Below are 26,232 nucleotides of genomic sequence, written 5' to 3'. Positions count from 1 at the left end.
GATCTGCAACTACTTGCATTCCCCTTGCAGGCAGAAGAACCCAGTCTGCGGACTGCCCTGCACCCGCTGTCGATGAAGCCCATGCCGCTCCCCTCCCGCCTTCCCCGCCACGGGCGCCACTGATGTCGCCGGCGCTGGCGTTGGTCCTGGTGTTCCTGCTGGCCGCGGTGGTGCTGATCGCCCGTGCCGAATGGGCGTCGCGCCGCAGGCGGGCCTTTGCCGAGCTGCGCCGGCAGCCACCTTGCCGCGTGCTCAGCGGCGACGAAAACGCGGCCCTGGCCGTGGTGCGCGCACTGACCGGTTGCGTCCACGACCATCAGGTCCGCGTGGTGTCCGGCGCATTGGGCAATGCTTCGCTGTTCGGCGCGCGCGCGATCAATCATGCCGACCTGGGGGAGATCCCGGTCCTGCTGCCCTTCGATGCCTGGCGCCACATCGCCACTGACAATCACGCCGAGGTGGTACTGGCCGATGGCATGGCCGTGGTCGTGCGTCTGAACGGCTTCCATATCGTCGGCGCACAGCGGCGAGCCGACCGCGCAGCTGCGGTCGAGGAGGCCCCTTTCGAACCCCTCGTCCTGCGGCCCCGGCGACACCGGGTGCATTCGCTGGCACCCAGTGAAGTACTTGGCATGCGAATGGAGAATGCTGCGGAAGTCCGTCTTCGCCGCCACCGCCCCCCACGCTGGACGGGGTTGCTGGTGGCATTGCTGGCCCTCGGAGCAGCGGCCGCCCTGCATGACGACTCGCCGTTCTGGTTGCAGCTGCTGCTGTGCAGTCCGCTGCTCGCGATCGCCGCGCTTGCGCTCTGGTTGTCGCGGCCGCGACGACGCGGGCCGGCGGTGCCGCAGCGTGTCCTGCAGGTCCGCGGCAGGCTCGCCGACTTCGCGCTGCACCCACAGCATCCGCCGTTGTGGCTGATCGGCAGTGACCGCCGCATTGAACTGCCGGCGGAGTGGCTGGGCAGCGGGCACTTCGTCAGCGGCAGATGCGTGCGGCTGGACGTGCGCGAGAGCGACGGCGTCGTACTGGGTGCGGGACCGCATTGGTCCCGCGTGGAGGACCACCACCACTATCCGCCGAGCGGCGCGCTGTGGCCACTGGCCTGGCTGGGGATGATGCTGGTGGTGCTGTTGTTCGGCGGGACAAGCCCGGACCTGATCAGCGATGCGGGCGCCGCGCGTGCGGACGCGTGGCGGCTGTGGTGGCTGCTGGCCCTGGCCATCACGCTGTGGCAGCCCATCGGGTTCCTGCGCAGGACACGGCATGCGCTGCGTCGGACGGCCCGGTACACCGCCGCACTGGCCAATCGGCCGCCGCCAGCAGCGCACTGAACGGTTCACTCCGTCCCATGCCGATGTCTCACATCCTGAGACGTGGATGTGGTGCCATGTGACCCCTCGCAATCCGTCCCGGCTCCACTTTCCATGGCTTACGAACTCGCCAAGCGCACCGCCGATGCCGAGCAGAAGCTCGCCACCCGCGATGGCCTGCCCGCCCGCGACGGCGCCCTGCTCAGCGCGCGACTGCAGCGCCGCTACCAGGACCGCATCACCGGCAGCTTCGCCATTCCCGGCCGCGAGGGCCGCTACGCCCCCATTCCCGACTCGGTGCCACCGGCACTGGCCGCGGCCCTGAAGGCACGTGGCATCGAGCAGCTCTACAGCCACCAGGCCGAGGCCTGGGAGGCCAGCCAGCGCGGCGAGCACGTGGCCATCGTCACTCCCACCGCCAGCGGCAAGTCGCTGTGCTACACCCTGCCGGTGGTCAGCGCAGCGATGCAGGACAAGGCCAAGGCGCTGTACCTGTTCCCGACCAAGGCGCTGGCGCAGGACCAGGTAGCCGAGCTGCTGGAGCTCAACCGTGCCGGCGACCTCGGCGTGAAAGCCTTCACCTTCGACGGCGACACCCCCGGCGATGCGCGGCAGGCGATCCGCCTGCATGGCGACATCGTGGTGTCCAACCCGGACATGCTGCACCAGGCCATCCTGCCGCATCACACCAAGTGGGCGCAGTTCTTCGAGAACCTGCGCTACATCGTCATCGACGAAGTACACACCTACCGCGGCGTATTCGGCAGCCACGTCACCAACGTGCTGCGCCGGCTCAAGCGCATCTGCGCGTTCTACGGCGTGCAACCGCAGTTCATCCTGTGCTCGGCCACCATCGGCAATCCGCAGGCGCATGCCGAGGCGTTGATCGAGGCACCGGTCACCGCCATCACCGAATCCGGCGCGCCCAGCGGACCGAAACAGGTACTGCTGTGGAACCCGCCGGTGATCAATCCAGACCTGGGCCTGCGCGCCTCGGCACGTTCGCAGAGCAACCGCATCGCGCGCATCGCGATCAAGTCCGGGCTGAAGACCCTGGTGTTCGCGCAGACCCGCTTGATGGTCGAGGTGCTGACCAAGTACCTGAAGGACATCTTCGACCACGACCCGCGCAAACCACCGCGCATCCGCGCCTACCGCGGCGGCTACCTGCCCACCGAACGCCGCGAGACCGAGCGTGCGATGCGCGCCGGCACCATCGACGGCATCGTCAGCACGTCGGCGCTGGAACTGGGCGTGGATATCGGCAGCCTGGACGTGGTCATCCTCAATGGCTACCCCGGCAGCGTGGCCGCCACCTGGCAGCGCTTCGGCCGCGCCGGCCGCCGCCAGCAACCGGCGCTGGGAGTGATGGTGGCCAGCTCGCAACCGCTGGACCAGTACGTGGTGCGGCATCCGGACTTCTTCGCCGAAGCCTCGCCCGAGCACGCGCGCATCGCGCCGGACCAGCCGCTGATCCTGTTCGACCACATCCGCTGCGCGGCGTTCGAGCTGCCGTTCCGGGTCGGCGATGGCTTCGGCCCGATCGACCCGGAAGTGTTCCTGGAGGCGCTGGCCGAAACCGAGGTGATTCACCGCGAAGGCGAGCGCTGGGAATGGATCGCCGACAGCTATCCGGCCAACGCGGTCAGCCTGCGTGCGGTGGCCGACGGCAACTTCGTGGTGGTCGACCGCAGCGACGGCCGCCAGCAGATCATCGCCGAGGTCGATTATTCCGCTGCCGCGCTCACCCTGTACGAAGGCGCCATCCACATGGTGCAGTCCACGCCCTACCAGGTGGAGACGCTGGACTGGGACGGCCGCAAGGCCTACGTCACCCGCACCCATGTGGACTACTACACCGACAGCATCGACTTCACCAAGCTCAAGGTGCTGGACCGTTTCGACGGCGGCGTGGCCGGGCGTGGCGATTCGCACCATGGCGAAGTGCACGTGGTGCGGCGCGTGGCCGGCTACAAGAAGATCCGCTACTACACCCACGAGAACATCGGCTATGGGCCGGTGAACCTGCCCGACCAGGAACTGCATACCACCGCGGTGTGGTGGCAGCTGCCGCAGGCGCTGTTGCTGCGCGCGTTCGCCAGCAGGCAGGATGCGCTCGATGGTTTCCTCGGCGCGGCGTATGCGCTGCACATCGTCGCCACCGTGGCGGTGATGGCCGATGCGCGCGACCTGCAGAAGTCGGTCGGCAACGGCGATGGTGCCTGGTTCGCGATTGCCGACCAGAGCGGCCGTGGCCAGCTGCGCGGCAGCAATGGCGACCCGGGCACGGTGGAACTGCTGCAGGAATTCGTGCCGACCGTCTATCTGTACGACAACTTCCCCGGCGGCGTTGGCCTCAGCGAGCCGTTGTGGCAACGCCAGGCCGAACTGGTGCAGCGCGCGCGCGAACTGGTGCAGCGCTGCGACTGCAAGGCCGGTTGCCCGGCCTGTGTCGGCCCGGTGCTGGCCGCACAGGAAGAGGATGAGACCTCGCCGCGTGCGCTGGCGCTGCGCGTGCTGGACCTGTTCGATGCCGAGGCCTGCCAGCACGTACCCGACGTGGTGGTGACCGCGCGCGACCCGATGGAGCTGCTGGCCCCGTGAGCCTGAGCCTGGACAAGCTGCGCCTGCTGCGGAAGCAGGCCGGCGACCCGAAAGCAGTCACGCCGGTGGCGCCCGAGCCACCGCCGCCAGCGCCGGCCCCGGTAGCCGCCAACGATGCACAGCAGCCGCCGGCCGAGCGTTCGGTGTTCGCCTGGGTCGAGCAGGAGATCCGCCACAAGCCGACTGGCGCTGCCGCGCCCGTGACGGCCGCCGCTCCGCTGCGTCGGCCGGAAGTGGGCAGCCTGCACCGCCTGCTCGGCCTGCGCTCGCGCGGCGGTGCCACGCCGGCGCGTGCCAGCGTGCAGGATCGACAGCTGCCCGGCGAGGAGATCGCACCGGGCCTGTTCCTGATCGAATCGCTGCTGCCGCAGCCGATTCCCGCAGAACCGCTTTCCCTGGCTTTCGCCAAGCGCGAGCACGAGCACGTCGCCGCGCGCGACCTGCTGTTCTTCGATACCGAGACCACCGGCCTTGCCGGCGGCACCGGCACCCGCGCCTTCATGATCGGCGCCGCCGACTGGCATGTGTGCCCGCAACGTGGCGAAGGCCTGCGCATCCGCCAGTTGCTGATGGCCACGATGGCCGCCGAGGACGCGATGCTGGCCACCTTTGCCCGCTGGCTGCAGCCGTCCACCGTGTTCTGCAGCTACAACGGGCGCAGCTATGATGCGCCGCTGCTGAAGGCGCGCTACCGGCTGGCCCGGCAGCGTTGCCCGATCAGCGCGCTGGATCACGTCGACCTGCTCTATCCGACCCGCCGCCGCTATCGCGGCACGTGGGAGAACTGCAAGTTGTCCACCATCGAGCGCCAGCTGCTGCGCGTGGTGCGCGAGGACGACCTGCCCGGCTCCGAAGCCCCGGGCGCATGGCTGCGTTTCCTGCGCGGCGGCGACGCGGTGAACCTGCGCCGGGTCGCCGACCACAACCACCAGGACGTGGTGACCCTGGCCCTGCTGCTGCAGCGGCTGGTGCACGAGGAACAACGCGAACGTGAGACGCTGGCGCTGGTCGGGCAGTAACGGCATGGGGCCGCGTTGACATGCCCTGACGCTGGCAGCGGTGACACTGCCGCCACCATCCACGCCTGGAGCCCGACGATGCGCCTCAATCCCCTTGCCCTGCTCGCCATCCTGCCGCTGGCCGCCTGCAGCCACGCCGGCAGCACCACCCGCCACGATGCCGCACCGGCGCCGGTGGCCGATGCCGCGCACGAATGCAGGCCGGAAGCGCTGGAAGCCTTCACCGGCAAGACCGCCGACGAGGCCACGATCAAGAAGCTGGTGGCCGACAGCGGCGCGCGCAACGCGCGGGTGGTCAAGCCGGGCATGGCGGTGACCATGGACTTCCGCCAGGACCGCGTGACGGTGCAGGTGGACGGTCAGAACCGGATCGAGCGCGCCAGCTGCGGTTGATCAACGGGGTGCCGGCCAGCGGCCGGCACCACCGATCAGAGCCGCTCGGCCTTGCCGCTGGCCAGTGCGCGCGCGATCACCTGCTGCGCCTGCCGCGACGCCTGCTCATGCACGCGTGCCTGGCGCTCACCCAACGCGGCCTGCTGGCTGCCCAGCGCCGCCTGGCGGCTGGCCAGTTCAGACTGCTGGCTGGCCAGGCGCTGCATGTCGCGGGTGTGAGTGGCCCGCGCGGTTTCTTTATCAACTTCCTGCATCGCACGACGTGCCTCTGCAGCGGCCTCACGTGCGGCCTCACGGGCAACAGCCGCATCGTTGGTCGCGCCGCGCGCCGCCTTCGCCGCTTCCGCCGCCGCTTCGCGGTTGATGTCATGCGCGGCCATCGCGCTGCGCGCGGCCTCGGCGGCAGCCAGTGCCATGCGGCGCGCCTCCTCGCCCTGCAGGCGGCCCATCTCGCCCATCTGCTTGCCGAGTTCGCCCTGCTGGCGACCCAGCGCACTCTGCTGGCGGCCCAGTTCGCTCTGCTGGCGGCCCAGATCCGCCGCGCCGCTGTAGGCACGCTGCAGGGTCTGGATCATCATCGGATCACGCACCACGTAGCGCTTGTCGCCCTGGCGGAACCACAGCGCCGGGCCCTTGCCGAGCTGCCTGCGGGCGACCGTCACGTCGTCCATGCCGCCATTGGCGAAGGTCGAATCGCCATCGACCAGCACGAAGGCCTCCGGCGGCGACTTGCCCAGGTCCAGGCGGCCGTAGGTGGTGATGGAGGTGGCGCGGGAGGTCGTGTGTTGACTGTGCATGCCGGTATCGACATCGACATCCGCATCCACGTCGACCGCCACATCCGCATCGTCCGGACCTGACAACGCCTCGGCATCAGCCGGCTCGGCAGGCGGCGCTGGCGCCACAGGCACGGCCGGAACGCGCGCGGACGAAGGCGGTGCGGGCGGTGCTTTCGGAGCCTTCGGCGGCGACGGCACAGCGACCTTCGGCGCCGCAGGAGGCGCGGGCGGTGCCGGCGGCACCGGCGCAGCGACCAGTCGCATCGGCGCCACGCCCACCACCAGCACCACAGCGGTCAACGCCATCGCCAGGATGCGCGGGCAGGCCCGGCGTGGCTGCAACGAGAGCAGGCGACGCTTGAGGCTGGTGGTATCCGGTGCGGCACTGGCCACGCCCAGGTGCGGCTGCGGTGCCACACCCAGCTGCAGCAGCAGGCGCCCATAGGCCTGGCGGCTCGCGCCATGCTGGCCAACCACCGCTGCATCCACCGCTTCTTCGCGGGCCTGTGCGTATTCGCGCACCGACAGGCGCAGCAGTGGGTGGAAGAAGAACAGATGCTGGGCCAGCGCCGGCAGCAGGCCCCACTGCAGGTCACGCCGCTGCAGGTGCTGCAATTCATGGGTCAGGGCCAGGTCCAGCGCATCGCCCTGCAGGGCGTTGTCGCCGGCCGGCAGCAGCAGCACCGGGCGGAACGGACCGACCAGCTGCGGTGCGTCCACCTGCGTGCTCATCCACAACCGCGGCGCAGGACGCACGCCATGTGCATCGGAAGCCAGCTGCAGGGCCTGCACCAGCGCCTGGTCCTCGCAGGGATAGGCCGCTGCCAGCAGCGCACGGCAGCGACGCCACTCACCGAAGGTACGCAGTGCCATCAGCAGCACGCCGGACATCCACAGCGCGGCCAGTGCGACGGCCCACCATGCCACCGCCGGCACATCCGCGGCAGGCACCGGCATTGCGGCCAACAGCTGTGCCGAGGCCTCCGGGGCCAGCGGGTAGACGATATCGGCGGCCACGTCAGTCGCGCTCATCGCCACCGCCTGCGGCGCCGGCAGCCAGGCCAGCTGCAGCGGCTGGCTCCAGAACAGGCCGAGCACGGCCTGCAGCGAGACGAGCCACCACAGGCGGCAGCGGGTCGCCGCCGACAGCGACGGCAGCGCGCGGCATACGCCATACACCAGGGCCACCAGCAGCACGGTCTGCAGGCTGGTCCAGCCCAGCCGTTCCAACATCGGGATCAGCATCGTGGTGTCCATGGCTCAGCCCTCGTGGCGGCGCGATTGGAGTTGGGCGACCAGCGCTTCCAGCTCGGCCAGCTCGTTGTCGCTGACCTGCTTGCGCTGCGACAGATAGGCCACGAACGGCGACACCGAGCCCTGCAGGGTGTTGTCGACGAACTGGGCCACGGCGCCCTGCAGCACGCTCTCCGGGCCACGCGTGGCCTGGTAGCGATAGACACCGTCCTGCTGCCGGCGCTGAAGATACCCCTTCGCCCGCAGCCGCTCCATCATCGTCAGCACGGTGGAACGGGCCAGGCCACGGGCCTCCCCATAACCACTGGCGACCTCGCCGACCGTGGCCGGCGCATGTTCATCGATGTACTGCAGCAGGGCCAGTTCCTGGTCCCCGATCGTCTTGCCACGCATGACACCACTCCCTTGACTACACGTGTCGTCACTGTCTACGTGACGACAACTGTAGTCAACCCCCCGGAAGTCATGGGCCGACGAACGGTAGGCACCACCGAGCGCCTAAACCTTTGACCCGCCCGCTGCATCCGATCCGCAACGCCCCGCTGGAATTCCCCATGTCCCGCCCAATGCTGCGAGCCCTGCTCATGCTCATCAGTGCACTGCCCTTCGCCGCCGTCTCTGCCAGCCAGGACCAGGCCAACGACCAGACCCGCCGCCTGGTCCGCCAGATCATGCTGGATGAGCGCATCCCCGGGCTGCAGTTGGCCGTGGTCAAGGACGGCCAGATCGTGCTCTCCGAAGCCTACGGCCTGGCCAATGTCGAAAACGGCGTGCTCGCCTCGCGCGACACCCGCTTCCCACTCAACTCGGCCACCAAAGCCTTCACCGGGGTCGCCATCGCACAGCTGGCAGAGCAGGGGCGAGTGGATCTGGATGCACCCGCCTCGCGCTACCTGGACGACCTCCCCATGGCATGGCGCGAAGTGCGTGTTCGCCAGCTGCTGGCCCACACCTCGGGCCTGCCGGACATCCTCGATGCCAACGGCCTGCTGGGCGGGGGTTCCGAAGCGCAGGCATGGACGGCGGTCAGCGCGCGACCGCTCGAAGCGGCACCCGGGCAGCGCTTCGCCTACAACCAGACCAACTATGTGCTGCTGGCACGGATCATCGCGCAGCAATCCGGCATGCCCTACGAACGTTTCCTCGCCACCGGCCAGTTCAGCAGCGCGCGCATGGCCCGCACCACCTTCGGCGACAGCTACGACCTGATTCCGGATGCGGCGACGATGTACAGCCTCGCCCCTCGTACCAGTGATGCGGCCGATGCTCCGCCACGCCTGTCACACTGGTTCTACGACATTCCGCCCTCACTATGGGCCGGCGGCGGCATCCTCACCACTGCCGACGACACCGCGCGCTGGCTGGTCGCGTTGACCGAAGGCCGCCTGCTGCCGAAGACGGCCCTGCGGCGGATGTGGACCGCAGAGCGCCTCACCGATGGCTGTGCCGGCCCGTGGGCGGGCGGCTGGCCGGTGCTGCGCGCATCGCCCGACCTGCAGGTGGCCGGTATCGGCGGTGCCCGCTCGGCCTTCGTGGTCTACCCCGACCGCGACGTCGCGGTGGTGGTGCTGACCAATCTGGTCGGCGCCAATCCACAGCAGTTCATCCCCCGCATTGCCGATTTCTACGCGCGTGACGCCTCACCGCCCGCTCACGAACGGGTCGCCCTTGCACGGCAGCAACGGGCTGTCGTCGCAGGGCCATAAGGCGGCCGGTACGGTCCTGGCCACTTCGAAGTGATCCTGGTTCCAGCGCAGGAAACCGCCGTGGATGGCATTGCCATGGTCGAAGCTGCGCGCATCGACGGACAGTGGCTGTTCGGGGTCGGCTTCGGCCACCCAGCGCAGCACCGGCACCTTGTCCAGCACCCCGATGAAGGCGAACAGATCACCCGCGCCCTTGTTCTGGTAAGCCGTCATGGTCCCCGCGTCGGGCAGCTCGGCCTGCGACAGCAACGACGCGGTGACATCCTGCAGCGGTGCGGCTCCCTGTGCGATGTAGGCGCGCATGCCCGTGGTGGTTGCCGGGCAATCCTGCAGCTGCACCAGATACCCGGTGGTACCGCCACTGCCGGAGAACGACCGCATCCAGTAGCGGAAACGCGGCCCGCTGCGATCAGTAACCATGAAATCCTGCTGGCCATCCTGCGCGGGAATGGAAAGCACCTGCACCTTGCTGGCGCCCTCCACGTTGCACTTCAACTGCGCCAGCACCTGCCTGGCAGGTTCGGGCAGCGCAGCGTAGCGGCCGCCGGGATAGGCGCTGCCGGAGGCTTCCGGCAGTGCGGGCAATCCACGATCAGTGGGCAGGGTCTGCGCAGGCAAGGCCTCCGGTTTCGCCGCCGGGCTGGCAGTGGGCGCTACCGGCGCGACGCGCTCTCCAGCGGGCGCGCAGGCACTGCAGGCCAGCAACAGCATCAACGAAATGCCCGGCATCAGGTGTGATCGGATCATCGCTCAACGCCCTCCCATCGCCGGCGCTTCCTGCAGTTGTGCAGGCGCGGGTGTGGGTGCCGCCTGTTCGCGCGATTGCTGCTGCAGTTGGCGCAGGCTGCTTTCCACCGAAGTCTCGCGTACCTCGGCCGCATTGACGCCTGCGCGCAGCGCCGCAGGATCGCCCGGACTGCCCTGCACCAGGAACAGTGTCTCGCCCGCCGCACGTCCAGCACTGGGATTGCTGGCCACGATCTGGTCGACCCGGGTGATGCCCGCGGCCTTCGCTTCGCGCAGCATCACCAGACTATAGTCATCAGCATGCTCGGCGTAGCGTCCGCCCAAGGCCTGCAGGCGCGTGCTGATCTGCTGCTGCAGGGCATGGTCGCGATGCTGCGGCTGACGGGGGTCGTCATTGGCCGCGAGCGGCACGTCCTGCCCCAGCTCACGCGCCTGGCCGGGTGCGACCGAGGTCAGCACGTACTGCCAACGGTTCTGCCCGGGCGTGCCGCGCACCGTCGACACGAAGTCGTCGTACTCGCCGCCGCCGATGGTCTGGCAGCCGGCCGAATCGGTGTTGGAGCGGCTGCCCCGATGGATCTTGAAGGTGTCGTTGAGGTCCTGCACGCCCTGCGTATCTCGCGCATCGAACCAGCCGTCGCCATTGCTGTCGCGCTCCACCCGTCCGGCGCCAGCAGTGATCGCGTCCTGCGAAGGACGCAGCGCGAACTCATTCGGATGGCCATTGCGCGGATGGGTCGTTGCGCGCATCTCGGTGGTGCCCTCACCCAGGCGCCCCAGATCCTTGACCCGGTCGCCGTTGACGTCCTCACCCTCGGTCTTGGTGCGCGGCGCCACGTTGCCAAAGCCCGGGCTGCGTGGCGTGGTCTTGGCATGCCCGTCGTACTGGGCGGTCGGCTCAGTCGTGGCCTGGTTGAACTCGCGCACATGGCCGTGGCCCTGCGCATCCCTCCACAGCACCACGATGCGATCGTCGTAGACGCCACGCCCACGTGCCTCGGTGGTGCGGTTCTCGTCGCGCAGCCCCAGCACCACGCGGTCCTGCGTTGCCATCGCGTCATTCGCTGCGGTGTTGCCGCGCTGGGCCACCATGCTGCCATACACATCGTACTGCTGGGCCTGGCTCAGGGCTGCGGTCTCCGCCGCATCCGGCATTCGCGGTGGCCGCGTCGCCTCGCCCAGGCGATCCAGCATCGGGTTCACCGTTGCCGCATCCGCTGCGGCAACACCACCATTCCGTCGCAACGCCTCGAGCTCGGTGGCGGCACGCACCGATATGTAACGATCCAGCGATTCCTGCACCACGGCGCTCTGGCCGTCGTGCAGGACCTGCAGACGGGTGGCGGCAGCGCGCGCATCGTTCTGCCGCAGCAGGGCGACGACTTCGTCGGCCGCCGCATTGATATCCATCTCGGGCATGGTCGGTCCTGGGACGTGATCAGTACAGGGTCAGCCTACCCCAGCCCCCCACTGGGGCGTTTGACGCACTGCACACCCTCACTGCCACGCCGTATTCAGGCAGATCACGCCGTCACTCAGCCCCGTGGGCCGCCCATCACCGGCAGGATCACCCCGCTGATGTAACTGGCACAGACCGGCGAGGCCAGGAACACATACGCCGGTGACAACTCTTCGGGCTGTGCAGGCCGGCCCATATCGCTGTCCCTGCCGAACTCGGCGACGTCCCCGGCCTGCTTGTCGGCCGGGTTCAGCGGCGTCCATACCGGCCCCGGCGCCACGCAGTTGACCCGGATACCGCGTGGCAGCAGCTGGCTGGCCAGCGCCTTGGTGAAGGCATGGATGGCGCCCTTGGTGGCCGAGTAATCGATCAGCGCCTTGCTGCCGAAAATGCCGGTTTCCGAACCGGTGTTGATGATGCTGGCCCCCTCGCCCAGATGCGGCAGTACCGCGCGCGCCATCTGGATGTAGCCGCCAATGTTGGTCTGCAGGGTCTCCTGCAGGTGCGCGTCTTCCAGGTCTTCCAGCCGCTTGCAATGCAGCTGGAACGCGGCGTTGTTGACCAGGATGTCGATGCCGCCGAACGCCTTGGCCACCTGCTTGACCGCCTTGTTGCAGAAGCGCGGATCGCGCACATCACCGGCGATCACCACGCAGCGGCCGCCTTCGCGCTCCACGTGCTGGCGGGTGATGTCCGCGTCTTCGACCTCGTCCAGGTGCAGCACTGCCACATCGGCGCCTTCGCGTGCGAACAGCACCGCCACCGCACGGCCAATGCCCGAATCGCCACCGGTGACGATCGCGCGCATGCCTTTCAGCTTGCCGCTGCCGGCGTAGTCCGGTGCAAGGAAACGCGGCGCCAGCTCCAGTTCGTGTTCATGCCCGGGCTTGGCCAGCTGCTGCGCCGGCATCGCTTCCGGTTGCCGGCGTGCACCGGCCTGGGTAGCGGGCTTCTTTGTGGCTTTCTTTGCCGCGCGCACGTCCTTGGCCTTCTCCTGGTCCTGCAGGCGTCGCTGCCGGGCCGCGACGCGCGCTGCCCGTGGATCGCTGGCCGCCGCCTTGCGGGTTGCGGTCTTCACCACCCGTGGGCGAGCGGGGTCGGCAGCGGTCTTCGTCGCGGTGCTGCCTTTGCGCACCTTGGGCGAGGCTTTGCGGCGGACGGGGGTCTTTCGGGTGGTGGCCATGCAGGTCTCCTCGGGAGGGAAAGGGGCTGCCGGCCAGCGGCCGGCACTACCGGGGGCGGCGCACGCCGCTCCTGCAGTGTCTCCACCCAGGCTGTTGGCGGCAGTGAGCGCGCCGTGTCCACGATGTGCACGGTATTCATTCCGCCACCACGTGCGGCGTCGCACGCTGCACCCAACCACACCAAGGAATCCTTCCATGAAACATGCCATCGCCACCGCCGCCGTCTGTCTTGCCCTCGCCGCCTGCAGCAGCACGCCGATGGCCCAGGTGCAGCCGATCGACGGCGTGATTTCCGGCCAGTGCCACAGCGACATGGTGCGCGGCGCACTGGGCCTGGCCGCGTCGGACGCCACCGTGGCCCGTGCACGCGTGGACAGCGACAGCCTGCACGTACGGGTGCTGCGTCACGATGGTCCGCGTGTGCCGCCGGCCAGCGAGGGCGGCGACCGCCTGACCATCGAGAAGGGCCGCACCAACAACATCGTCGCGATCTACTGCGGCTGACGACTGCGGCTGAGCCGGCGCGCCCTGCGCAGCACGCGCAGAGTGGCCTGTTCCCACTGGCGCGGCCCACGCAGGCCGGCCAGCTTGGCCAGTTCGCCTCGCTCCCAGCCGGCGAACACGCACGGGTCGATGTAGGCCTTGCGGCACACCGCCGGGGTGTTGCCCAGCAGCGACGCCACCTCGCACACCACCGCGCGCTGCGCCTGCGCCAGGGCGCGCTGGCTGGCCGGTTCCGGGAGCTCGGTGGCGGCGAACGCCTGCACCGCCGCCACCGTGCCGCCCCAGGTGCGGAAATCCTTGGCGGTGAAGTCCTCGCCCATCACCCCGCGCAGGTAATCGTTCACCGCACCGGAGTCCACCGGCTGCAGCGCACCGTCGTCATCGCGGTACTGGAACAGCGCCTGCCCCGGCAGCTGCTGCAGGCGCCGCACCAGCAGCCCCAGCCTGCGATCGCCCACGGTCACCTCCTGCAGCTGCCCGGACTTGCCACGGAAGCGCATGCGCACGCGGCCGCCGCGCAGCAGTTCCAGATGCCGGTTGCGCAGCGTGGTCAGCCCGAACGAACGGTTCTGCTGCGCATAGGTTTCATTGCCGACCCGTACCAGCGTATCGGCCAGCAGCGCGACCACCATGGCCAGTACCTTTTCCTGCGGAAACCCGGGCCGTTTGAGATCCCGCGACAGCCGCCGCCGCAGCGTGGGCAACGCCTCGCCAAAGGCGATGATGCGGTCGAACTTGCCGGCGTCGCGCTCCTTCGCCCAGTTGGCGTGGTAGCGGTACTGCTTGCGCCCGCGGGCATCGCGGCCGGTGGCCTGCAGATGGCCATTGGCGTGGGCGCAGATCCACACGGCGGTATACGCAGGTGGAATCGCCAGCGCGCGGATGCGCTGCAGGGTGGCGGCATCGCGGACCGCGTGGCCATCGGCATCGCGATAGCTGAAACCCTTGCCGGCGCGGCGCCGGCTGATGCCCGGCTGGGTGTCATCGACATAGCGCAGGCCTGCAGCACGCGCAGCCTGTCGTTCGGGTGTAGAGGGGGTTGGCATGCCCGCAGTGTCGCCGCCGCGATGCCGCGAACCTGTCGATAACACAAGACAAACACGTGAGGATCGGTTCGCCGCTATGCTCGGGCTTTCACAATCCCTTCCGGAGTCATGATGTCGTTCCCGATTCGCGCCCGTTCGCTCTCCGCCCTGCTGCTGCCGGCCGTGCTGGCCCTGACCGCCTGCCAGGCACCGGCGCTGGATGAACAGGATTCGGCCACGGCCCATGCCCAGCAGGCTGCCGAAGCCGCCAAGGCGCCGGCCGACGAGGCTGGCAAGGCCACCGAGGCACCGCCGGTCGGCACCTGCGATGCCAGCCAGGTGCAGAGCCTGGTCGGCCAGGCCTACGCCGACGCGCTGGGCAAGCAGGCGCAAGAAGACGCCGGTGCCCACCAGCTACGCGTCATGAAGCCCAATGACGTGGCCACGATGGAGTTCCTCGGCGACCGCCTGAACATCGAAGTGGACGACAAGGGCCTGGTCAGCGGCGTGCGCTGCGGCTGAGTTCGACCCCGCGCCGGCACGGGGTTGCCGGCGCGTTCTGTTGCACCTGCAACCGTGTATTGCGGCGCTGCAGCAACCTGTGATCTAGTCGAGGCATCCGGTGGCCTCACGATGCGCTCCAGGGATTGAGCGGGCTTGAGTGTCCCCGTTCAATTCATCCCGCATCGAGGTAGAGATGGCCCCCCGCAACCGCCAAGGGCTTTACGACCCGCGCTCCGAGCGCGATGCCTGTGGATTTGGCATGGTCGCCCAGCTCGACGATCAACCTTCGCGCCTGTTGGTTGATACCGCCATCGCCGCGCTTTCGCGCATGACCCACCGTGGTGGCGTCGCCGCCGACGGCCTGACCGGTGATGGCTGCGGCCTGCTGCTGCGCCGCCCCGATGCATTCCTGAAACTGCTGGCCGGCGAAGCCGGCATCACGCCGGCTGCGCGGTTCGCTGCCGGCGTCGTGTTCCTGCCACACGATGCCGATGCGGCCCACGCCTGCCGCACCCAGCTGCAGGCGCAGGTCGAAGCGGTCGGCTGCAAGGTCGCCGGCTGGCGCGAGGTACCCACCGACGACAGCGTCTGCGGCCAGCTGGCGCGCGATACGCTGCCACGCATCGAACAGGTGTTCGTCGATGCCGGCGTCGGCCAGGATGATGCCGGCTTCGCGCTGGCGCTGTTCCTGGCCCGCCGCCGCAGCGAACAGCAGCTGCGCGGGCACGCCGATTTCTACGTCACCACCCTCACCCCGGATGCGATCAGCTACAAGGGCATGGTGCTGCCGGACAAGCTCAGCCGTTTCTATCCGGACCTGCAGCGCCGCGAACTGGCCTCCAGCGCGATCGTGTTCCACCAGCGTTTCTCCACCAACACGCTGCCGCGCTGGCCGCTGGCCCACCCGTTCCGGATGCTTGCCCACAACGGCGAGATCAACACCATCGAAGGCAACCGTCGCTGGGCGCAGGCGCGCAGCAAGGTGTGGAAGACGCCGCGCTTCGACATCGCCGAGTTCGACCCGGTGATCTCCATGCACGGTTCGGACTCGCAGAGCCTGGACAACATGCTGGAACTGATGGTCGCCGGCGGCATGGAGTTGATCCAGGCGCTGCGCATCCTGGTGCCACCGGCCACCCAGTCGCTGGAGTTCAAGGATCCGGACCTGGCCGCGTTCTACGAATTCCACGGCCTCAACAGCGAACCGTGGGATGGCCCGGCCGGCATCGTCGCCTGCGACAGCCGCTACGCCGTATGTACCCTCGACCGCAATGGCCTGCGGCCTGCGCGCTGGATGCTGACCGCCGACCGCCACTTCCTGGTCGCCTCCGAAGCCGGTGTGTGGGAAGTGCCGACCGAGCGCGTGGTGCGCAAGGGCAAGCTCGGCCCCGGCGAAATGGTGGCCATCGATCTCAAGCGCGGTGACCTGCTCGACTCCGATGCGGTGGACCGCATCAACCGCGGCCGCGCACCGTACAAGCAGTGGCTGCAGCAGGGCGTGACCTACCTGCAGACCGAACTGATCGATCCCTCGCTGGTGGAAGAGCCGTTCGACGAAGGCACCCTGCGCAGCTACCACAAGCTGTACCAGCTCAGCAGCGAGGAAGTGGAACAGGTGCTGCGGCCGCTGGCCGAGACCGAACAGGAAGCCACCGGCTCGATGGGCGACGACACGCCGATGGCGGTGCTGAGCCAGCGCAGCCGTCCGCTGTACGACTATTTCCGCCAGGCCTTCGCACAGGTCACCAACCCGCCGATCGACCCGCTGCGCGAAGACTGCGCGATGTCCCTGTCCACCCAGCTCGGCAAGGAGACCAACATCTTCCATGCCGGCCCGGAGACGGTGAACCACGTCATCCTCAATTCGCCGGTGCTCAGCCAGCGCAAGCTGCGCCAACTGCTGAAGATGGACCAGTACGTGCACGCCAACCGCCTGCTCGACCTGTCCTACAGCGAAGACGAGGGCCTGCGCGCCGGCATCGAGCGCATCTGCGCCGAGGCCGAACAGGCCGCGCGCGAGGGCATGGTGATGCTGCTGCTGTCCGACCGCTACCCGGTGGCCGGGCGGCCGATGGTGCATGCGCTGCTGGCCACCAGCGCCATCCACCACCACCTCTCGCGGCTGGGCCTGCGCTGCGACGTGAATCTCATCGTCGAGACCGGCACCGCGCGCGACCCGCACCACATGGCCTGCCTACTCGGCTTCGGCGCCACGGCGGTGTATCCGTACCTGGCCTACCAGACCCTGTTCGACCTGGGCCGCCGCGGCATCCTCAAGCTCAGCAAGGGCGGTGAGCAGTCGCAGATCGGCCGCCGCTACCGCAAGGGCGTCTACAAGGGGCTGTCGAAGATCATCTCGAAGATGGGCATCTGTACCGTGGCCAGCTACCGCGGCGCGCAGCTGTTCGAAATCATCGGCCTGGAACCGGAGGTCGTGGACCTGTGCTTCCCGGATACCGCCTCGCGCATCGGTGGCGCCGGCTTTGCCCGCCTGGATGCCGACGCGCGCGAACTGTGCGCGCAGGCGTGGGACGCGCAGCAGGACGTGGATGTCGGCGGCCTGCTGAAGTACGTGCACGGCGGCGAGTACCACATGTACAACCCGGACGTGGTCACCACCCTGCAGCGCGCAGCACGCAGCGGCGATCCGCGTGCGTGGCAGCAGTACTGCGATGCGGTGCATGCGCGTCCGCCGTCGGCGCTGCGCGACCTGCTGGAACTGGTGCCGGCCGCCACGCCCGCGCCGCTCGATGAAGTGGCACCGGCCAGTGCACTGTTCCCGCGCTTCGATACCGCGGCGATCAGCCTGGGTGCTCTGTCACCTGAGGCGCACGAGGCGCTGGCGATTGCGATGAACCGCCTGGGTGGCCGCAGCAATTCCGGCGAAGGCGGCGAAGACCCCGCACGCTATGGCACCGCCAAGCGCAGCAAGATCAAGCAGGTGGCCTCGGGCCGCTTCGGCGTCACCGCCGAATACCTGGTCAATGCCGAGGTGCTGCAGATCAAGGTCGCGCAGGGTGCCAAGCCCGGCGAGGGCGGCCAGCTGCCCGGGCACAAGGTCAACGAACTGATCGCGCGGCTGCGCTATGCGCGTCCGGGCATCGGCCTGATTTCGCCACCGCCGCACCACGACATCTATTCGATCGAGGACCTGGCGCAGCTGATCTACGACCTCAAGCAGGTCAACCCGACCGCGCTGGTGTCGGTGAAGCTGGTCAGCCATGCCGGCGTCGGTACGATCGCGGCGGGCGTGGTCAAGGCCGGTGCGGACCTGATCACCATTTCCGGCCACGACGGCGGCACCGGCGCCTCGCCGGTCAGCTCGATCCGCTATGCCGGCGTGCCGTGGGAGCTGGGCGTGGCCGAGGCGCACCAGGCGCTGCTCGCCAACGACCTGCGCGGGCGTACCCTGCTGCAGACCGATGGCGGCCTGAAGACCGGCCTGGACGTGGTCAAGGCCGCATTGCTGGGCGCGGACAGCTTCGGCTTCGGCACCGCGCCGATGATCGTGCTGGGCTGCAAGTACCTGCGCATCTGCCACCTCAACAACTGCGCCACCGGCGTGGCCACCCAGGACGAGCGCCTGCGCGAGAACCACTTCACCGGCCAGCCCGAGCGCGTGGAGAACTTCTTCCGCCTGCTGGCCGAGGAAGTGCGTGGCTGGCTGTCGTACCTGGGTGCGCGTTCGCTGGAAGAAATCGTGGGCCGTACCGACCTGCTGCGACAGATCGACGCCGCGCCGCGCGACGGCGTGCGCGTGGATCTGTCGCGCCTGCTGGCCGACAGCCGCTACGAGGGCAGCCACTGCGCGGCGCAACGCCTGTACGAATCGCCGGACAGCCTGGCCACGCAGATGGATGGGCTGCTGGCGCCGGCCATCGCGCACAAGCGTGGTGGCGAGCATCGCTTCCTGATCCACAACACCGACCGCAGCATCGGCACCCGCCTGGCCGGGGCGGTGGCGCGCGCGCATGGCAACCAGGGCATGGCCGAGGCGCCACTGGAGCTGCGCTTCCGCGGCAGCGCCGGGCAGAGCTTCGGCGCCTTCAACGTGGGCGGCCTGCACCTGGAAGTGGAAGGCGAAGCCAACGATTACGTCGGCAAGGGCATGGCCGGTGGCCGCCTGGTGGTGCGCCCGCCGCGTGGTGCCCGCTTCGAGGCACGCAGTACCGCGATCATCGGCAACACCTGCCTGTACGGCGCCACCGGCGGTGAACTGTTCGCCGCGGGCCGCGCCGGCGAGCGTTTCGCGGTGCGCAATTCCGGCGCGCTGGCGGTGGTGGAAGGGGCCGGTGACCACTGCTGCGAGTACATGACCGATGGCGTGGTGCTGGTGCTGGGCAAGGTCGGCCTGAACTTCGGCGCCGGCTTCACCGGCGGCCTGGCCTACGTGCTGGACGTGGACCGCGATTTCGTCGACCGCTACAACCACGAGCTGATCGACATCCATCGCGTATCCGCCGAAGGCTTCGAGAACTACCGCCAGCACCTGCACCGCCTGATCGGTCGCCACCGCGAGCTGACCGGCAGCATCTGGGCGCAGCAGATCCTGGACGAGTTCCGCGATTACATCGGCAAGTTCTGGCTGGTCAAACCGAAGGCCGCCAGCATCGAGTCGCTGACCGAAACCCTGCGCCGCGCCGCGTGATGTTTTCCGGTAGTGCCGGCCGCTGGCCGGCAACGTTCCCCCTCGCATTCCAGAGCCCGCCATGAGCCGCAAGCACGCCTTCCAGTTCCTCGACCTGCCCCGCACCATGCCGCAGCGCATCCCGGTGGAACTGCGCACGTCCGGCGACTGGGGCGAGCTGTACGGAAAGTTCGGCAAGGAAGATGCCCAGTACCAGGCCGGTCGCTGCCTGGATTGCGGCAACCCCTACTGCAGCTGGAAGTGCCCGGTGCACAACGCCATTCCGCAGTGGCTGCAGCTGGTGCAGGAGAACCGCATCCACGAAGCCGCCACGCTGTGCCACAGCACCAACCCGCTGCCGGAGGTGTGCGGCCGGGTCTGCCCGCAGGACCGCCTGTGCGAGGGCAGCTGCACGCTGGAAGAGTTCGGTGCGGTCACCATCGGTGCGGTGGAGAAGTACATCGTCGATACCGCGCTGGCCAGCGGCTGGCGCCCTGACCTGGGCGCGGTGCAGCCCAGCGGCCACAGCGTGGCGGTGATCGGCGCCGGTCCGGCCGGCCTGGCCTGCGCCGACCGCCTGGCCCGCGCCGGCATTACCGCCGTGGTCTACGACCGCTATGAGCAGATCGGCGGCCTGCTGCAGTTCGGCATTCCCAGCTTCAAGCTGGACAAGGACGTGATCCATCGCCGCCGCGAAGTGCTGGAGGGCATGGGCGTGCAGTTCCGCCTTGGCGTCGAGATCGGACGCGACCTCAGCGCGCAGCAGCTGCTGGAGACCCATGATGCGGTGTTCGTCGGCACCGGCGCCTACCGCTACACCGATGGTGGCCTCGACGGCCAGGACCTGAAGGGCGTGCTGCCGGCGCTGCCGTTCCTGGTGCAGAACAGCCGCATCGTTGGCGGCGATGACCCGAAGGGCCGGCCGATTGCCGGCTGGGAAGACACCATCGCCCTGCCCGACCTCAACGGCAAGCGCGTGGTGGTGCTCGGTGGTGGCGATACCGGCATGGACTGCGTGCGCAGCGCGGTGCGCCTGGGCGCGGCCAAGGTCACCTGTGCCTACCGCCGCGACGAAGCCAACATGCCCGGCAGCGCGCGCGAAGTGGCCAATGCGCGCGAAGAGGGCGTCCGCTTCCTGTTCAACCGCCAGCCGCTGTCGATCGAGGCCGGCGCCGACGACGAAGTGATCGGCGTGACCGTGGTCGAAACCCGGCTGGGCGAACCCGATGCCAATGGCCGCCAGAACGCGGTGCCGATCGAAGGCAGTGAATCGCTGCTGGAAGCGGACGTGGTGATCATCGCCTTCGGCTTCTCGCCGAGCGTGCCGGCGTGGCTGGCCGAGCTGGGCGTGGAAGGCCAGTCCAACGGCCGCATCGTCGCCGGGGGCAAGGACCGCCTGCCGTTCCAGACCGCGCATCCACGCCTGTTCGCCGGTGGCGACGCGGTACGCGGTGCAGACCTGGTGGTGACCGCCGTGGCCGAAGGCCGCGACGCCGCTTCCAGCATCGTCCGCCTACTGGCGCACTGAGTCCGGCAACAGCAGCACTTCCAGCAGTGCGCGCAGTTCGCACGGCTCCACCGGCTTGGCCAGGAAATGGTCGATGCCGGCATCACGGCAGGCCTCGCGCGTGCGCTCCAGCACGCTGGCGGTCAGCGCGATGATCGGCACCTGCGCACGGATGGCGCAGGTGTCGCTGCGGATCGTGCGTGCCAGCGCGAAGCCGTCCATGTGCGGCATATGGCAATCGGTGATCACCAGGTCGAACGGCTGCGCCTGCCAGGCCTCCCATGCCTGCAAGCCGTCGTCGCAGGCGTGTACCTGCAGCCCCAGTTCGCGCAGGCGCTGCTCCAGCAACTGCAGGTTGGTCGGATGGTCTTCGACAACCAGCACCCGTGCCGCCGGCAGCGGCCGTTGCGCGGCCGTCGTGAGCACCGGTACCGCCGTTGGTGCCGCACAGTCCGCCAGAGCCAGCTCCAGCCATACGGTGGTGCCCTTGCCGGGCGCGCTGCGCAGGTGCAGCTGCCCGCCCATCGATGCCGCCAGCTCGCGGCAGATCGACAGGCCCAGCCCACTGCCACCGAAGCGGCGCGTGGTCGAAGTCTCGGCCTGCTCGTAGGCAGCGAACACCGCCTGCTGCCGCTCCACGCTGATGCCCATGCCCGTATCGGTCACCTGCAGGCGCAGCCGCTGGCCGCCATCGCCCTGCTGCAGCACGTGGACCTGCAACACCACGCTTCCCTGCAGGGTGAACTTGAGTGCATTGCCGGCCAGGTTGAACAGGACCTGGCGCAGGCGCAGCCCATCGGCCAGCGACCACCGCTGCAACGCGGGGTCGATCTCGCTGTGCAGGTGCAGGCCGCGGCTGGCCGCAACGGGCATCAACAGCTGCTGCACCGCGCGCACCAGCGCCGCAAGGTCGGTCGGCCGCAGCTGCAGTGGCGCTGGCTGCAGGCGCTGGCTGTGCAGCACATCGTCGAGGATCTGCCGCAGCATCTGCGCGGCGTCACCCACGGTGGTCAGCACCTGCCGCTGGCCCGCATCCAGGTCACTGCCCGCCAGCCGCTCCAGCATGCCCAGCAGGGTACTCATCGGCGTGCGGATCTGGTGGCTCATGGTCGCCAGGAAATGGCTCTTGGCCAGCGCCGCCTGCTCGGCCGCGCGGCGCGCCTCGGCCAGCGCTGCGGCACGCGCCTGCGCTTCGCTGACATCCAACCAGTAGCCGCTCCACTCCACGTTGCTGTCATCGCACTGCAGCGGTCGTCCCTGCGAACGGACCCAGCGCCAGCCCTGCGCCGAGCGGGTGCGGAAGGTAACGTCGATGGGACCGCGCACCAGCGCGGCCGCTTCGATGCACGCCATCACCCGGCTGCGGTCGTCGGCATGCACCGCGGCCAGAAGCTGCAGATGGTCGATCCGCGCGGTCTCCACGCTTACCCCGAACAGCGCCTGCACGTCGCCGGCGATCTGCGCCAGGGTGTAGTGGCCGGTTGCCGAACGGCGGGCCTGGTAGACCACCGCCGGCAGGTTCGCGGTGACGTCGCGCAACCGCTGCTCCAGCACGCGACGACGCACGCTCTCGCGATGCACGCGCCAGTAGCCGAAGGCATGCAGCAACACGAGTGCGAGCAGGATCAGCGACGCCGGCACCAGCCAGCGCAGTGCCGACCCGGTGAGCTGCGCGCGTGGCCGATCCGGCAGCCAGGCGCTGCGGTTCGACGCGCGACGTGCATCGCCCTCCTGCAGCAGCCGCTGGTCGAAAGCAGCGACCACCTCGGCACAGGCCGGTGCGGCCGCGAGTACCAGTGCATCGCCGAAGCCCGCGGGTGCCGCGATCACCACGGCATCCCCCGGCTCCGCGCGGAGCGCAGCTTCCACTTCAGCGAGATTGGCGACCACGGCGTCGACCAGCCCGGCACGCAGCAGTGACAGCGCGTGCTCCAGCGGCGCAGGTGCCAGCAGCTGCGCCCCCGGGGCCTGCTCGGCCAGCAACGCCTCCAGCGGCAGCCGGTCCGGGCTGGCCACGCTGCGACCACGCAGGCCTTCCAGCCCCAGCACCGCAGCGGCGCCCTCGCGCCGCACAATCACCTGTGGCACCTCCAGGTAGGCCCTGCTGGCCACCCAGTCGGCCGGCAGCTGCGCACGCGGCCAGCCCAGCAGCACCTGGGTGCCGGCCGGCAGTGATCCCTCGGCAAGCACCGCCGCAGGCAACGGCTTCGCATGCTGCATCGCCTGCGTGCCCAGCAGCGGCAGGTAGTCCGCGGCCAGTCCCGCAACCTCGCCCTGCTGGCTGTATGACAGTGGCGGCCGGTCGGAGCGCCATGCCACCTGCAGGGGGTTCGCACACCCGGATGCAGCGGCGATGCCGGGCAGCAACAGCGATGCCATGACAGCGGCGACGGCGCGGCGGCCGGCGACATTCACGATGGACGTCCTCATTTCGCGGGCAGGAACCACGGCCGCGCAGCGGTACCGCTGCAGCCACGCTAGCGAGGCAGGCTTCCGCGACAATGAGAAAAATTGGAAAAGCATCCGCATCGGCGAATGCCGACATACACTGCCGCTTCTACCCGTCCCTACGGAGCGCTCGATGCGTATCGGCCTGGCCGCCAACCGTCTCCATCACCACGATGCGCGCGCCGCGCTGTTCCGTTGGCTGCGTGCCAGCGAGGCGGGCCTGCGTGAACTGGGGGTGTCACTGCATGCGGTCGGGCGCACCCACGATGCGATCGAGCGGCAGGGCTTCCTGGCCGGCTACGGCGGCCTGCACCGGTATCCCTATGGGCGCGAGGGTGGCCTGATGAAGCTGGTGGCCGAGGTGGTCGGCATGGGGCCGGAGCGGACACTGGACGGTGCGATCTACCTGATCGACCCGGTCGATCCGTCCTCGGTGTTTCCGGAAGCAACCGCGCTCAAGCGGCAGTGCGTGATCCACGGCAAGCCGTTCATCTCAACCGTGGCCACCGCACGCGACTGGATCGAGGTGGAGCGCATCCACGCCGGGCTGGCGGCCGACACCGGTGCCGACGACCTGCATGCCTTCCAGGGACAGACGCTGGCGCTGATCGCGCATGATGCGATGAAGCCGGCGATGCTGGCCTTTGCCGATGAACACTTCGATGTGCTGGCCCGATTTGGCCAACGCGTGGCGACGGGCACCACCGGGCAGCGCTTGAACGAGCTGGCCTGGAGCCGGGGGTGGCCCAGCGATACGCCGTGGGTGACGCGTTACCAGAGTGGCCCGATGGGCGGCGATGCACAGATTGCCGACCGGGTGCTGGAGGGGCGCTGCCAGCGCGCGATCTTCTTCGAGGACCCGCATGTGGCTCGCCAGCACGAGGCCGATATCCAGCTGCTGGAGCGCGCGGTGACGACGGTGACCGACCAGGCGGTGTGCATCACGGCGCCGCGGGTGGCGGCGCGCTGGGCGGCGGCGGCGGCGTTGCGGGCGGGGTGAGGGTTTCGGCCAACGGCTGAGCCCCTCGTGGTGGGTTGGGCCTGCGCGGTCATGAGGTTGGCCGGGATGGGTGGAATTGCGGGGGACGCCGTGAACCCATCCATGGGGGCTTGGCCGCGGCATCCATGCCGCGGACACCCCTGCAATCCCACCCATCCCGTCCTTCGACAGATTCCGGTGTGCCCACCACGGAAGAAAGAAAAGAAGAGCAGGAGCGGGTCGCGCGCTGCGCGCGCTCTGCGGCGCGCTCCCATTCCGCGGAGTTGTTGTTCTTCACTCTGTAGCGTCGAGCTTGCTCGACTGCTCAGCACACGGTCTGGAGTGAAGCCCCTTCTGTTGAAGGGGCGCGCCGAAGGCGGAGATAGAGGAAGAATGCGTGGGCAACTGCTGTAGCGCTAGCGCTACAGCAATTGCCGGAGCATAGCCTTGAGGCGTCGCCCTTCGAGCTGGAAGTAGTCGCGCTGTTCGCGCCACGCGGGGAAGCGCTGTTCCACTTCGTGCCAGAACGCGGGCGAATGATTCGGCTGGATCAGGTGGCAGAGTTCGTGCACCAGCACATACTCGAACGCGTCCGGACGCCCCAGCACCAGTGCCAGGTCCAGTGCCATGCTGCCGTCGGGCGCCAGCGAGCCCCACTGCGAGGACATCACTTTCAGCCGCAGGCGGCTGGGTGCACGTGGCAGGGTCGGCAGGTACTTCGGCAGCCAGCGGCCGACATCGGCACGGGTCTGTGCTTCGTAGAATTCGCGCAGCAGGCGGCGCAGGGTGGCATCGCCGGCACGGGCCGGCCACTGCACGCAGGCGCCGTGTTCGTCGATCTCCAGCCGCGCATAGCGGCCTTCCTGCCAGCGCAGCGGCAACAGTTCGCCGCGCAATGGCAGCACGCCGTCCTCGCCTGGCTGCAACGGGGCGGGCAGGCCATGGCTCTGGTACTGGCGCAGCTGCAGCGCCAACCAGTCGCGGTGCTGTTCCAGGAAACGCTCGCCCATCACCAGGCTGGCCCGCGGCGGCAGCGTCAACCGTGCGCCGCGCTCGTCCACGCTCAGCTTGATCCGTCGCGCGCGCGGATCGCGCACGCGCAGCACCTCGATCTCGGCGTCCTCCAGGCGCAGGCGAACGGTGTCGCGCTGCACGGTGGCGGGCGGGGTCGGGCTGATCAGGCGGCGCAGCAGACGGCTCATGCGCCCAGCATAGCGCTGCTTCGGGCCGCCGGATGACCGGCGGCCCACAGGGTGCCTGTTCAGTCAGCCTTGCTGAGCTTGAAGGCTTCTTCCAGCAGCAGGAACAGGCGACGGATCTCGGCGCTCTGCAGGGCGAAGCGGGCGTCGAACTCGGCGCGGCGGCCGTCTTCGTCGGCATGCTCCAGCTGGTCCAGGGCGCCATCGAGGAACTTCAGCTTGCGCACGATCAGGTCGTCGCCGATCACGAAGGACAGGTTGTCCTCGAAGATCAGCGCCAGCTTGGTTACCTGCTTGCCGGCGTCCAGGTGCTTGTCGATCTCGTCGCAGCGCAGTTCCTGGTGCTGGCACTTGACCACGGCGCCGCCCTCCACCGGATCCTTCATCTCGCACTCTTCGCCCAGGCTCAGCCCGGTCGGCAGCGGCTCGCCGGCGATCCAGCCGGTCAGGATCGAACGCGGTGCGACTTCGGCGTTCAGCGGCATCGCCGGGAAGCTGCCGAGCAGGCCGCGGATGTCGGACATGAAGTACTCGCCGGTCTTGCGGCTGGAGGTATCCACCGCCACGTAGCCGTGCTGCAGGTCGATGAAGGCATCGTTGCGCGAGGACTTCACGAAGGCGCGCGGCAGCAGTTCATGCAGCAGGTCGTCCTTCATGCGCTTGCGCTCGCGGCCACCCGGGCGGCGGCCTTCCTTCTCCTCGATCTCCTCCAGCTTGCGCTCGAGCAGGTCGTTGACCACCGCCGCCGGCAGGATCTTGTCCTCGCCGCCCACGGTCAGCCACAGGTGTTCGGCGATGCGGTGGGAGAGCAGCTCCTTCTCCTCGCGGCCGAACGGCGAGATGAAGCCGCGCGAATTCATTTCCAGCGCGCCGACCGGCTTCAGCAGGGCGTGCGGCAGCAGGGTATCGACTTCGGAAAAATCGGTGGTGGTCGGGAAACGGAAGAACGTCAGGTTGCGAAAGAACATGGAATTCCGGATG

Annotated in this window: 19 protein-coding genes; 10 read left to right on the top strand and 9 right to left on the bottom strand. The window is 68.9% G+C overall.

Translation table 11 applies throughout. The features are described from left to right. Positions 1 to 122: 122 nt before the first annotated feature. The 4 genes from ACUZUJ_RS00480 to ACUZUJ_RS00465 all read left to right on the top strand — a co-directional run bounded on the left by ACUZUJ_RS00480 (position 123) and on the right by ACUZUJ_RS00465 (position 5,329). Positions 123 to 1,334, top strand: coding sequence for a hypothetical protein (locus ACUZUJ_RS00480; protein ID WP_458220851.1), 1,212 nt, complete (start codon positions 123 to 125; stop codon positions 1,332 to 1,334). Positions 1,335 to 1,427: 93 nt separating this feature from the next. Next, on the top strand, positions 1,428 to 3,917 hold the full coding sequence (locus ACUZUJ_RS00475) for a DEAD/DEAH box helicase (protein WP_049443594.1): 2,490 nt from the start codon (positions 1,428 to 1,430) through the stop codon (positions 3,915 to 3,917). Further along, complete coding sequence (locus tag ACUZUJ_RS00470) at positions 3,914 to 4,936, top strand: ribonuclease H-like domain-containing protein (RefSeq protein ID WP_458220852.1); 1,023 nt, start codon at positions 3,914 to 3,916, stop codon at positions 4,934 to 4,936. Before ACUZUJ_RS00475 ends, ACUZUJ_RS00470 begins: the two co-directional genes overlap by 4 nt. 78 nt (positions 4,937 to 5,014) lie before the next feature. Then, a complete protein-coding gene (locus ACUZUJ_RS00465) occupies positions 5,015 to 5,329 on the top strand; it encodes an I78 family peptidase inhibitor (RefSeq protein ID WP_049443590.1) in 315 nt (104 codons plus the stop codon). Positions 5,330 to 5,364: 35 nt separating this feature from the next. Here ACUZUJ_RS00465 and ACUZUJ_RS00460 read toward each other — a convergent pair whose 3' ends face one another. Together ACUZUJ_RS00460 and ACUZUJ_RS00455 are read right to left on the bottom strand one after the other, a co-directional pair. Then, the gene (locus ACUZUJ_RS00460) at positions 5,365 to 7,365 is read right to left on the bottom strand and encodes a M56 family metallopeptidase (protein ID WP_119007370.1); all 2,001 of its coding nucleotides are present in this window, start codon (positions 7,363 to 7,365) and stop codon (positions 5,365 to 5,367) included. Between the two features lie 3 nt (positions 7,366 to 7,368). Further along, a complete protein-coding gene (locus ACUZUJ_RS00455) occupies positions 7,369 to 7,755 on the bottom strand; it encodes a BlaI/MecI/CopY family transcriptional regulator (protein ID WP_049443587.1) in 387 nt (128 codons plus the stop codon). A 191-nt stretch (positions 7,756 to 7,946) separates the two neighbouring features. Between ACUZUJ_RS00455 and ACUZUJ_RS00450 the strand changes: the two genes are divergently transcribed. Further along, positions 7,947 to 9,068 (top strand): serine hydrolase domain-containing protein, encoded by a 1,122-nt coding sequence (locus tag ACUZUJ_RS00450; RefSeq protein ID WP_101766360.1) that lies wholly within the window; start codon positions 7,947 to 7,949, stop codon positions 9,066 to 9,068. Here ACUZUJ_RS00450 and ACUZUJ_RS00445 read toward each other — a convergent pair. The 3 genes from ACUZUJ_RS00445 to ACUZUJ_RS00435 form a co-directional block, all read right to left on the bottom strand. Continuing rightward, positions 9,003 to 9,815, bottom strand: coding sequence for an SPOR domain-containing protein (locus ACUZUJ_RS00445; RefSeq protein ID WP_101764655.1), 813 nt, complete (start codon positions 9,813 to 9,815; stop codon positions 9,003 to 9,005). The genes ACUZUJ_RS00450 and ACUZUJ_RS00445 overlap by 66 nt on opposite strands. A gap of 3 nt (positions 9,816 to 9,818) precedes the next feature. Continuing rightward, positions 9,819 to 11,234, bottom strand: coding sequence for an XVIPCD domain-containing protein (locus ACUZUJ_RS00440; protein WP_101764654.1), 1,416 nt, complete (start codon positions 11,232 to 11,234; stop codon positions 9,819 to 9,821). 116 nt (positions 11,235 to 11,350) lie between these two features. Beyond that, the gene (locus ACUZUJ_RS00435) at positions 11,351 to 12,457 is read right to left on the bottom strand and encodes an SDR family oxidoreductase (protein ID WP_101764653.1); all 1,107 of its coding nucleotides are present in this window, start codon (positions 12,455 to 12,457) and stop codon (positions 11,351 to 11,353) included. Between the two features lie 196 nt (positions 12,458 to 12,653). Between ACUZUJ_RS00435 and ACUZUJ_RS00430 the strand changes: the two genes are divergently transcribed. Then, positions 12,654 to 12,962: a hypothetical protein gene (locus ACUZUJ_RS00430; RefSeq protein WP_049443579.1), complete on the top strand. Its 309-nt coding sequence runs from the start codon at positions 12,654 to 12,656 to the stop codon at positions 12,960 to 12,962. On the opposite strand, the gene ACUZUJ_RS00425 is transcribed toward ACUZUJ_RS00430, so the two are convergent. After that, complete coding sequence (locus ACUZUJ_RS00425) at positions 12,950 to 14,008, bottom strand: DNA topoisomerase IB (protein WP_101764652.1); 1,059 nt, start codon at positions 14,006 to 14,008, stop codon at positions 12,950 to 12,952. The genes ACUZUJ_RS00430 and ACUZUJ_RS00425 overlap by 13 nt on opposite strands. A 111-nt stretch (positions 14,009 to 14,119) precedes the next feature. On the opposite strand from ACUZUJ_RS00425, the gene ACUZUJ_RS00420 reads away from it, so the two are divergent. The 3 genes from ACUZUJ_RS00420 (at position 14,120) to ACUZUJ_RS00410 (ending at position 20,646) form a co-directional block, all read left to right on the top strand. Next, positions 14,120 to 14,509: an I78 family peptidase inhibitor gene (locus ACUZUJ_RS00420; RefSeq protein WP_014035471.1), complete on the top strand. Its 390-nt coding sequence runs from the start codon at positions 14,120 to 14,122 to the stop codon at positions 14,507 to 14,509. A 175-nt stretch (positions 14,510 to 14,684) separates the two neighbouring features. Then, positions 14,685 to 19,139: a glutamate synthase large subunit gene (gene gltB / locus ACUZUJ_RS00415; protein WP_049443576.1), complete on the top strand. Its 4,455-nt coding sequence runs from the start codon at positions 14,685 to 14,687 to the stop codon at positions 19,137 to 19,139. Between the two features lie 61 nt (positions 19,140 to 19,200). Further along, positions 19,201 to 20,646 (top strand): glutamate synthase small subunit GltD family protein, encoded by a 1,446-nt coding sequence (locus ACUZUJ_RS00410; RefSeq protein WP_049443574.1) that lies wholly within the window; start codon positions 19,201 to 19,203, stop codon positions 20,644 to 20,646. Here the strand turns inward: ACUZUJ_RS00410 and ACUZUJ_RS00405 are convergent. Next, on the bottom strand, positions 20,632 to 23,040 hold the full coding sequence (locus ACUZUJ_RS00405) for a response regulator (protein ID WP_049443668.1): 2,409 nt from the start codon (positions 23,038 to 23,040) through the stop codon (positions 20,632 to 20,634). The two genes, ACUZUJ_RS00410 and ACUZUJ_RS00405, sit on opposite strands and share 15 nt — an antisense overlap. A 166-nt stretch (positions 23,041 to 23,206) precedes the next feature. Between ACUZUJ_RS00405 and ACUZUJ_RS00400 the strand changes: the two genes are divergently transcribed. Beyond that, on the top strand, positions 23,207 to 24,073 hold the full coding sequence (locus tag ACUZUJ_RS00400; RefSeq protein WP_014035467.1) for a methylglyoxal synthase: 867 nt from the start codon (positions 23,207 to 23,209) through the stop codon (positions 24,071 to 24,073). Positions 24,074 to 24,474: 401 nt separating this feature from the next. On the opposite strand, the gene ACUZUJ_RS00395 is transcribed toward ACUZUJ_RS00400, so the two are convergent. Together ACUZUJ_RS00395 and ACUZUJ_RS00390 are read right to left on the bottom strand one after the other, a co-directional pair. Then, complete coding sequence (locus tag ACUZUJ_RS00395; protein ID WP_049443572.1) at positions 24,475 to 25,254, bottom strand: M48 family metallopeptidase; 780 nt, start codon at positions 25,252 to 25,254, stop codon at positions 24,475 to 24,477. 59 nt (positions 25,255 to 25,313) lie between these two features. Continuing rightward, positions 25,314 to 26,219, bottom strand: a complete 906-nt coding sequence (locus ACUZUJ_RS00390) for a recombination-associated protein RdgC (protein ID WP_005411825.1) — start codon at positions 26,217 to 26,219, stop codon at positions 25,314 to 25,316. Positions 26,220 to 26,232 lie beyond the last annotated feature (13 nt).

The organism is Stenotrophomonas sp. S4 (assembly GCF_054187805.2).
The sequence above is the reverse complement of the archived record's forward strand: the minus strand, read 5'-3'. Positions and strand labels throughout refer to the sequence as shown.

Coding starts and splice junctions, on each gene's coding strand:
- ACUZUJ_RS00480 (WP_458220851.1), top strand. CDS start 123: ATGTCGCCGGCGCTGGCGTTGGTCCTGGTGTTCCTGCTGGCCGCGGTG.
- ACUZUJ_RS00475 (WP_049443594.1), top strand. CDS start 1,428: ATGGCTTACGAACTCGCCAAGCGCACCGCCGATGCCGAGCAGAAGCTC.
- ACUZUJ_RS00465 (WP_049443590.1), top strand. CDS start 5,015: ATGCGCCTCAATCCCCTTGCCCTGCTCGCCATCCTGCCGCTGGCCGCC.
- ACUZUJ_RS00460 (WP_119007370.1), bottom strand. CDS start 7,365: ATGGACACCACGATGCTGATCCCGATGTTGGAACGGCTGGGCTGGACC.
- ACUZUJ_RS00455 (WP_049443587.1), bottom strand. CDS start 7,755: ATGCGTGGCAAGACGATCGGGGACCAGGAACTGGCCCTGCTGCAGTAC.
- ACUZUJ_RS00450 (WP_101766360.1), top strand. CDS start 7,947: ATGCTCATCAGTGCACTGCCCTTCGCCGCCGTCTCTGCCAGCCAGGAC.
- ACUZUJ_RS00445 (WP_101764655.1), bottom strand. CDS start 9,815: ATGATCCGATCACACCTGATGCCGGGCATTTCGTTGATGCTGTTGCTG.
- ACUZUJ_RS00440 (WP_101764654.1), bottom strand. CDS start 11,234: ATGCCCGAGATGGATATCAATGCGGCGGCCGACGAAGTCGTCGCCCTG.
- ACUZUJ_RS00435 (WP_101764653.1), bottom strand. CDS start 12,457: ATGGCCACCACCCGAAAGACCCCCGTCCGCCGCAAAGCCTCGCCCAAG.
- ACUZUJ_RS00430 (WP_049443579.1), top strand. CDS start 12,654: ATGAAACATGCCATCGCCACCGCCGCCGTCTGTCTTGCCCTCGCCGCC.
- ACUZUJ_RS00425 (WP_101764652.1), bottom strand. CDS start 14,008: ATGCCAACCCCCTCTACACCCGAACGACAGGCTGCGCGTGCTGCAGGC.
- ACUZUJ_RS00420 (WP_014035471.1), top strand. CDS start 14,120: ATGTCGTTCCCGATTCGCGCCCGTTCGCTCTCCGCCCTGCTGCTGCCG.
- gltB (WP_049443576.1), top strand. CDS start 14,685: ATGGCCCCCCGCAACCGCCAAGGGCTTTACGACCCGCGCTCCGAGCGC.
- ACUZUJ_RS00410 (WP_049443574.1), top strand. CDS start 19,201: ATGAGCCGCAAGCACGCCTTCCAGTTCCTCGACCTGCCCCGCACCATG.
- ACUZUJ_RS00400 (WP_014035467.1), top strand. CDS start 23,207: ATGCGTATCGGCCTGGCCGCCAACCGTCTCCATCACCACGATGCGCGC.
- ACUZUJ_RS00395 (WP_049443572.1), bottom strand. CDS start 25,254: ATGAGCCGTCTGCTGCGCCGCCTGATCAGCCCGACCCCGCCCGCCACC.
- ACUZUJ_RS00390 (WP_005411825.1), bottom strand. CDS start 26,219: ATGTTCTTTCGCAACCTGACGTTCTTCCGTTTCCCGACCACCACCGAT.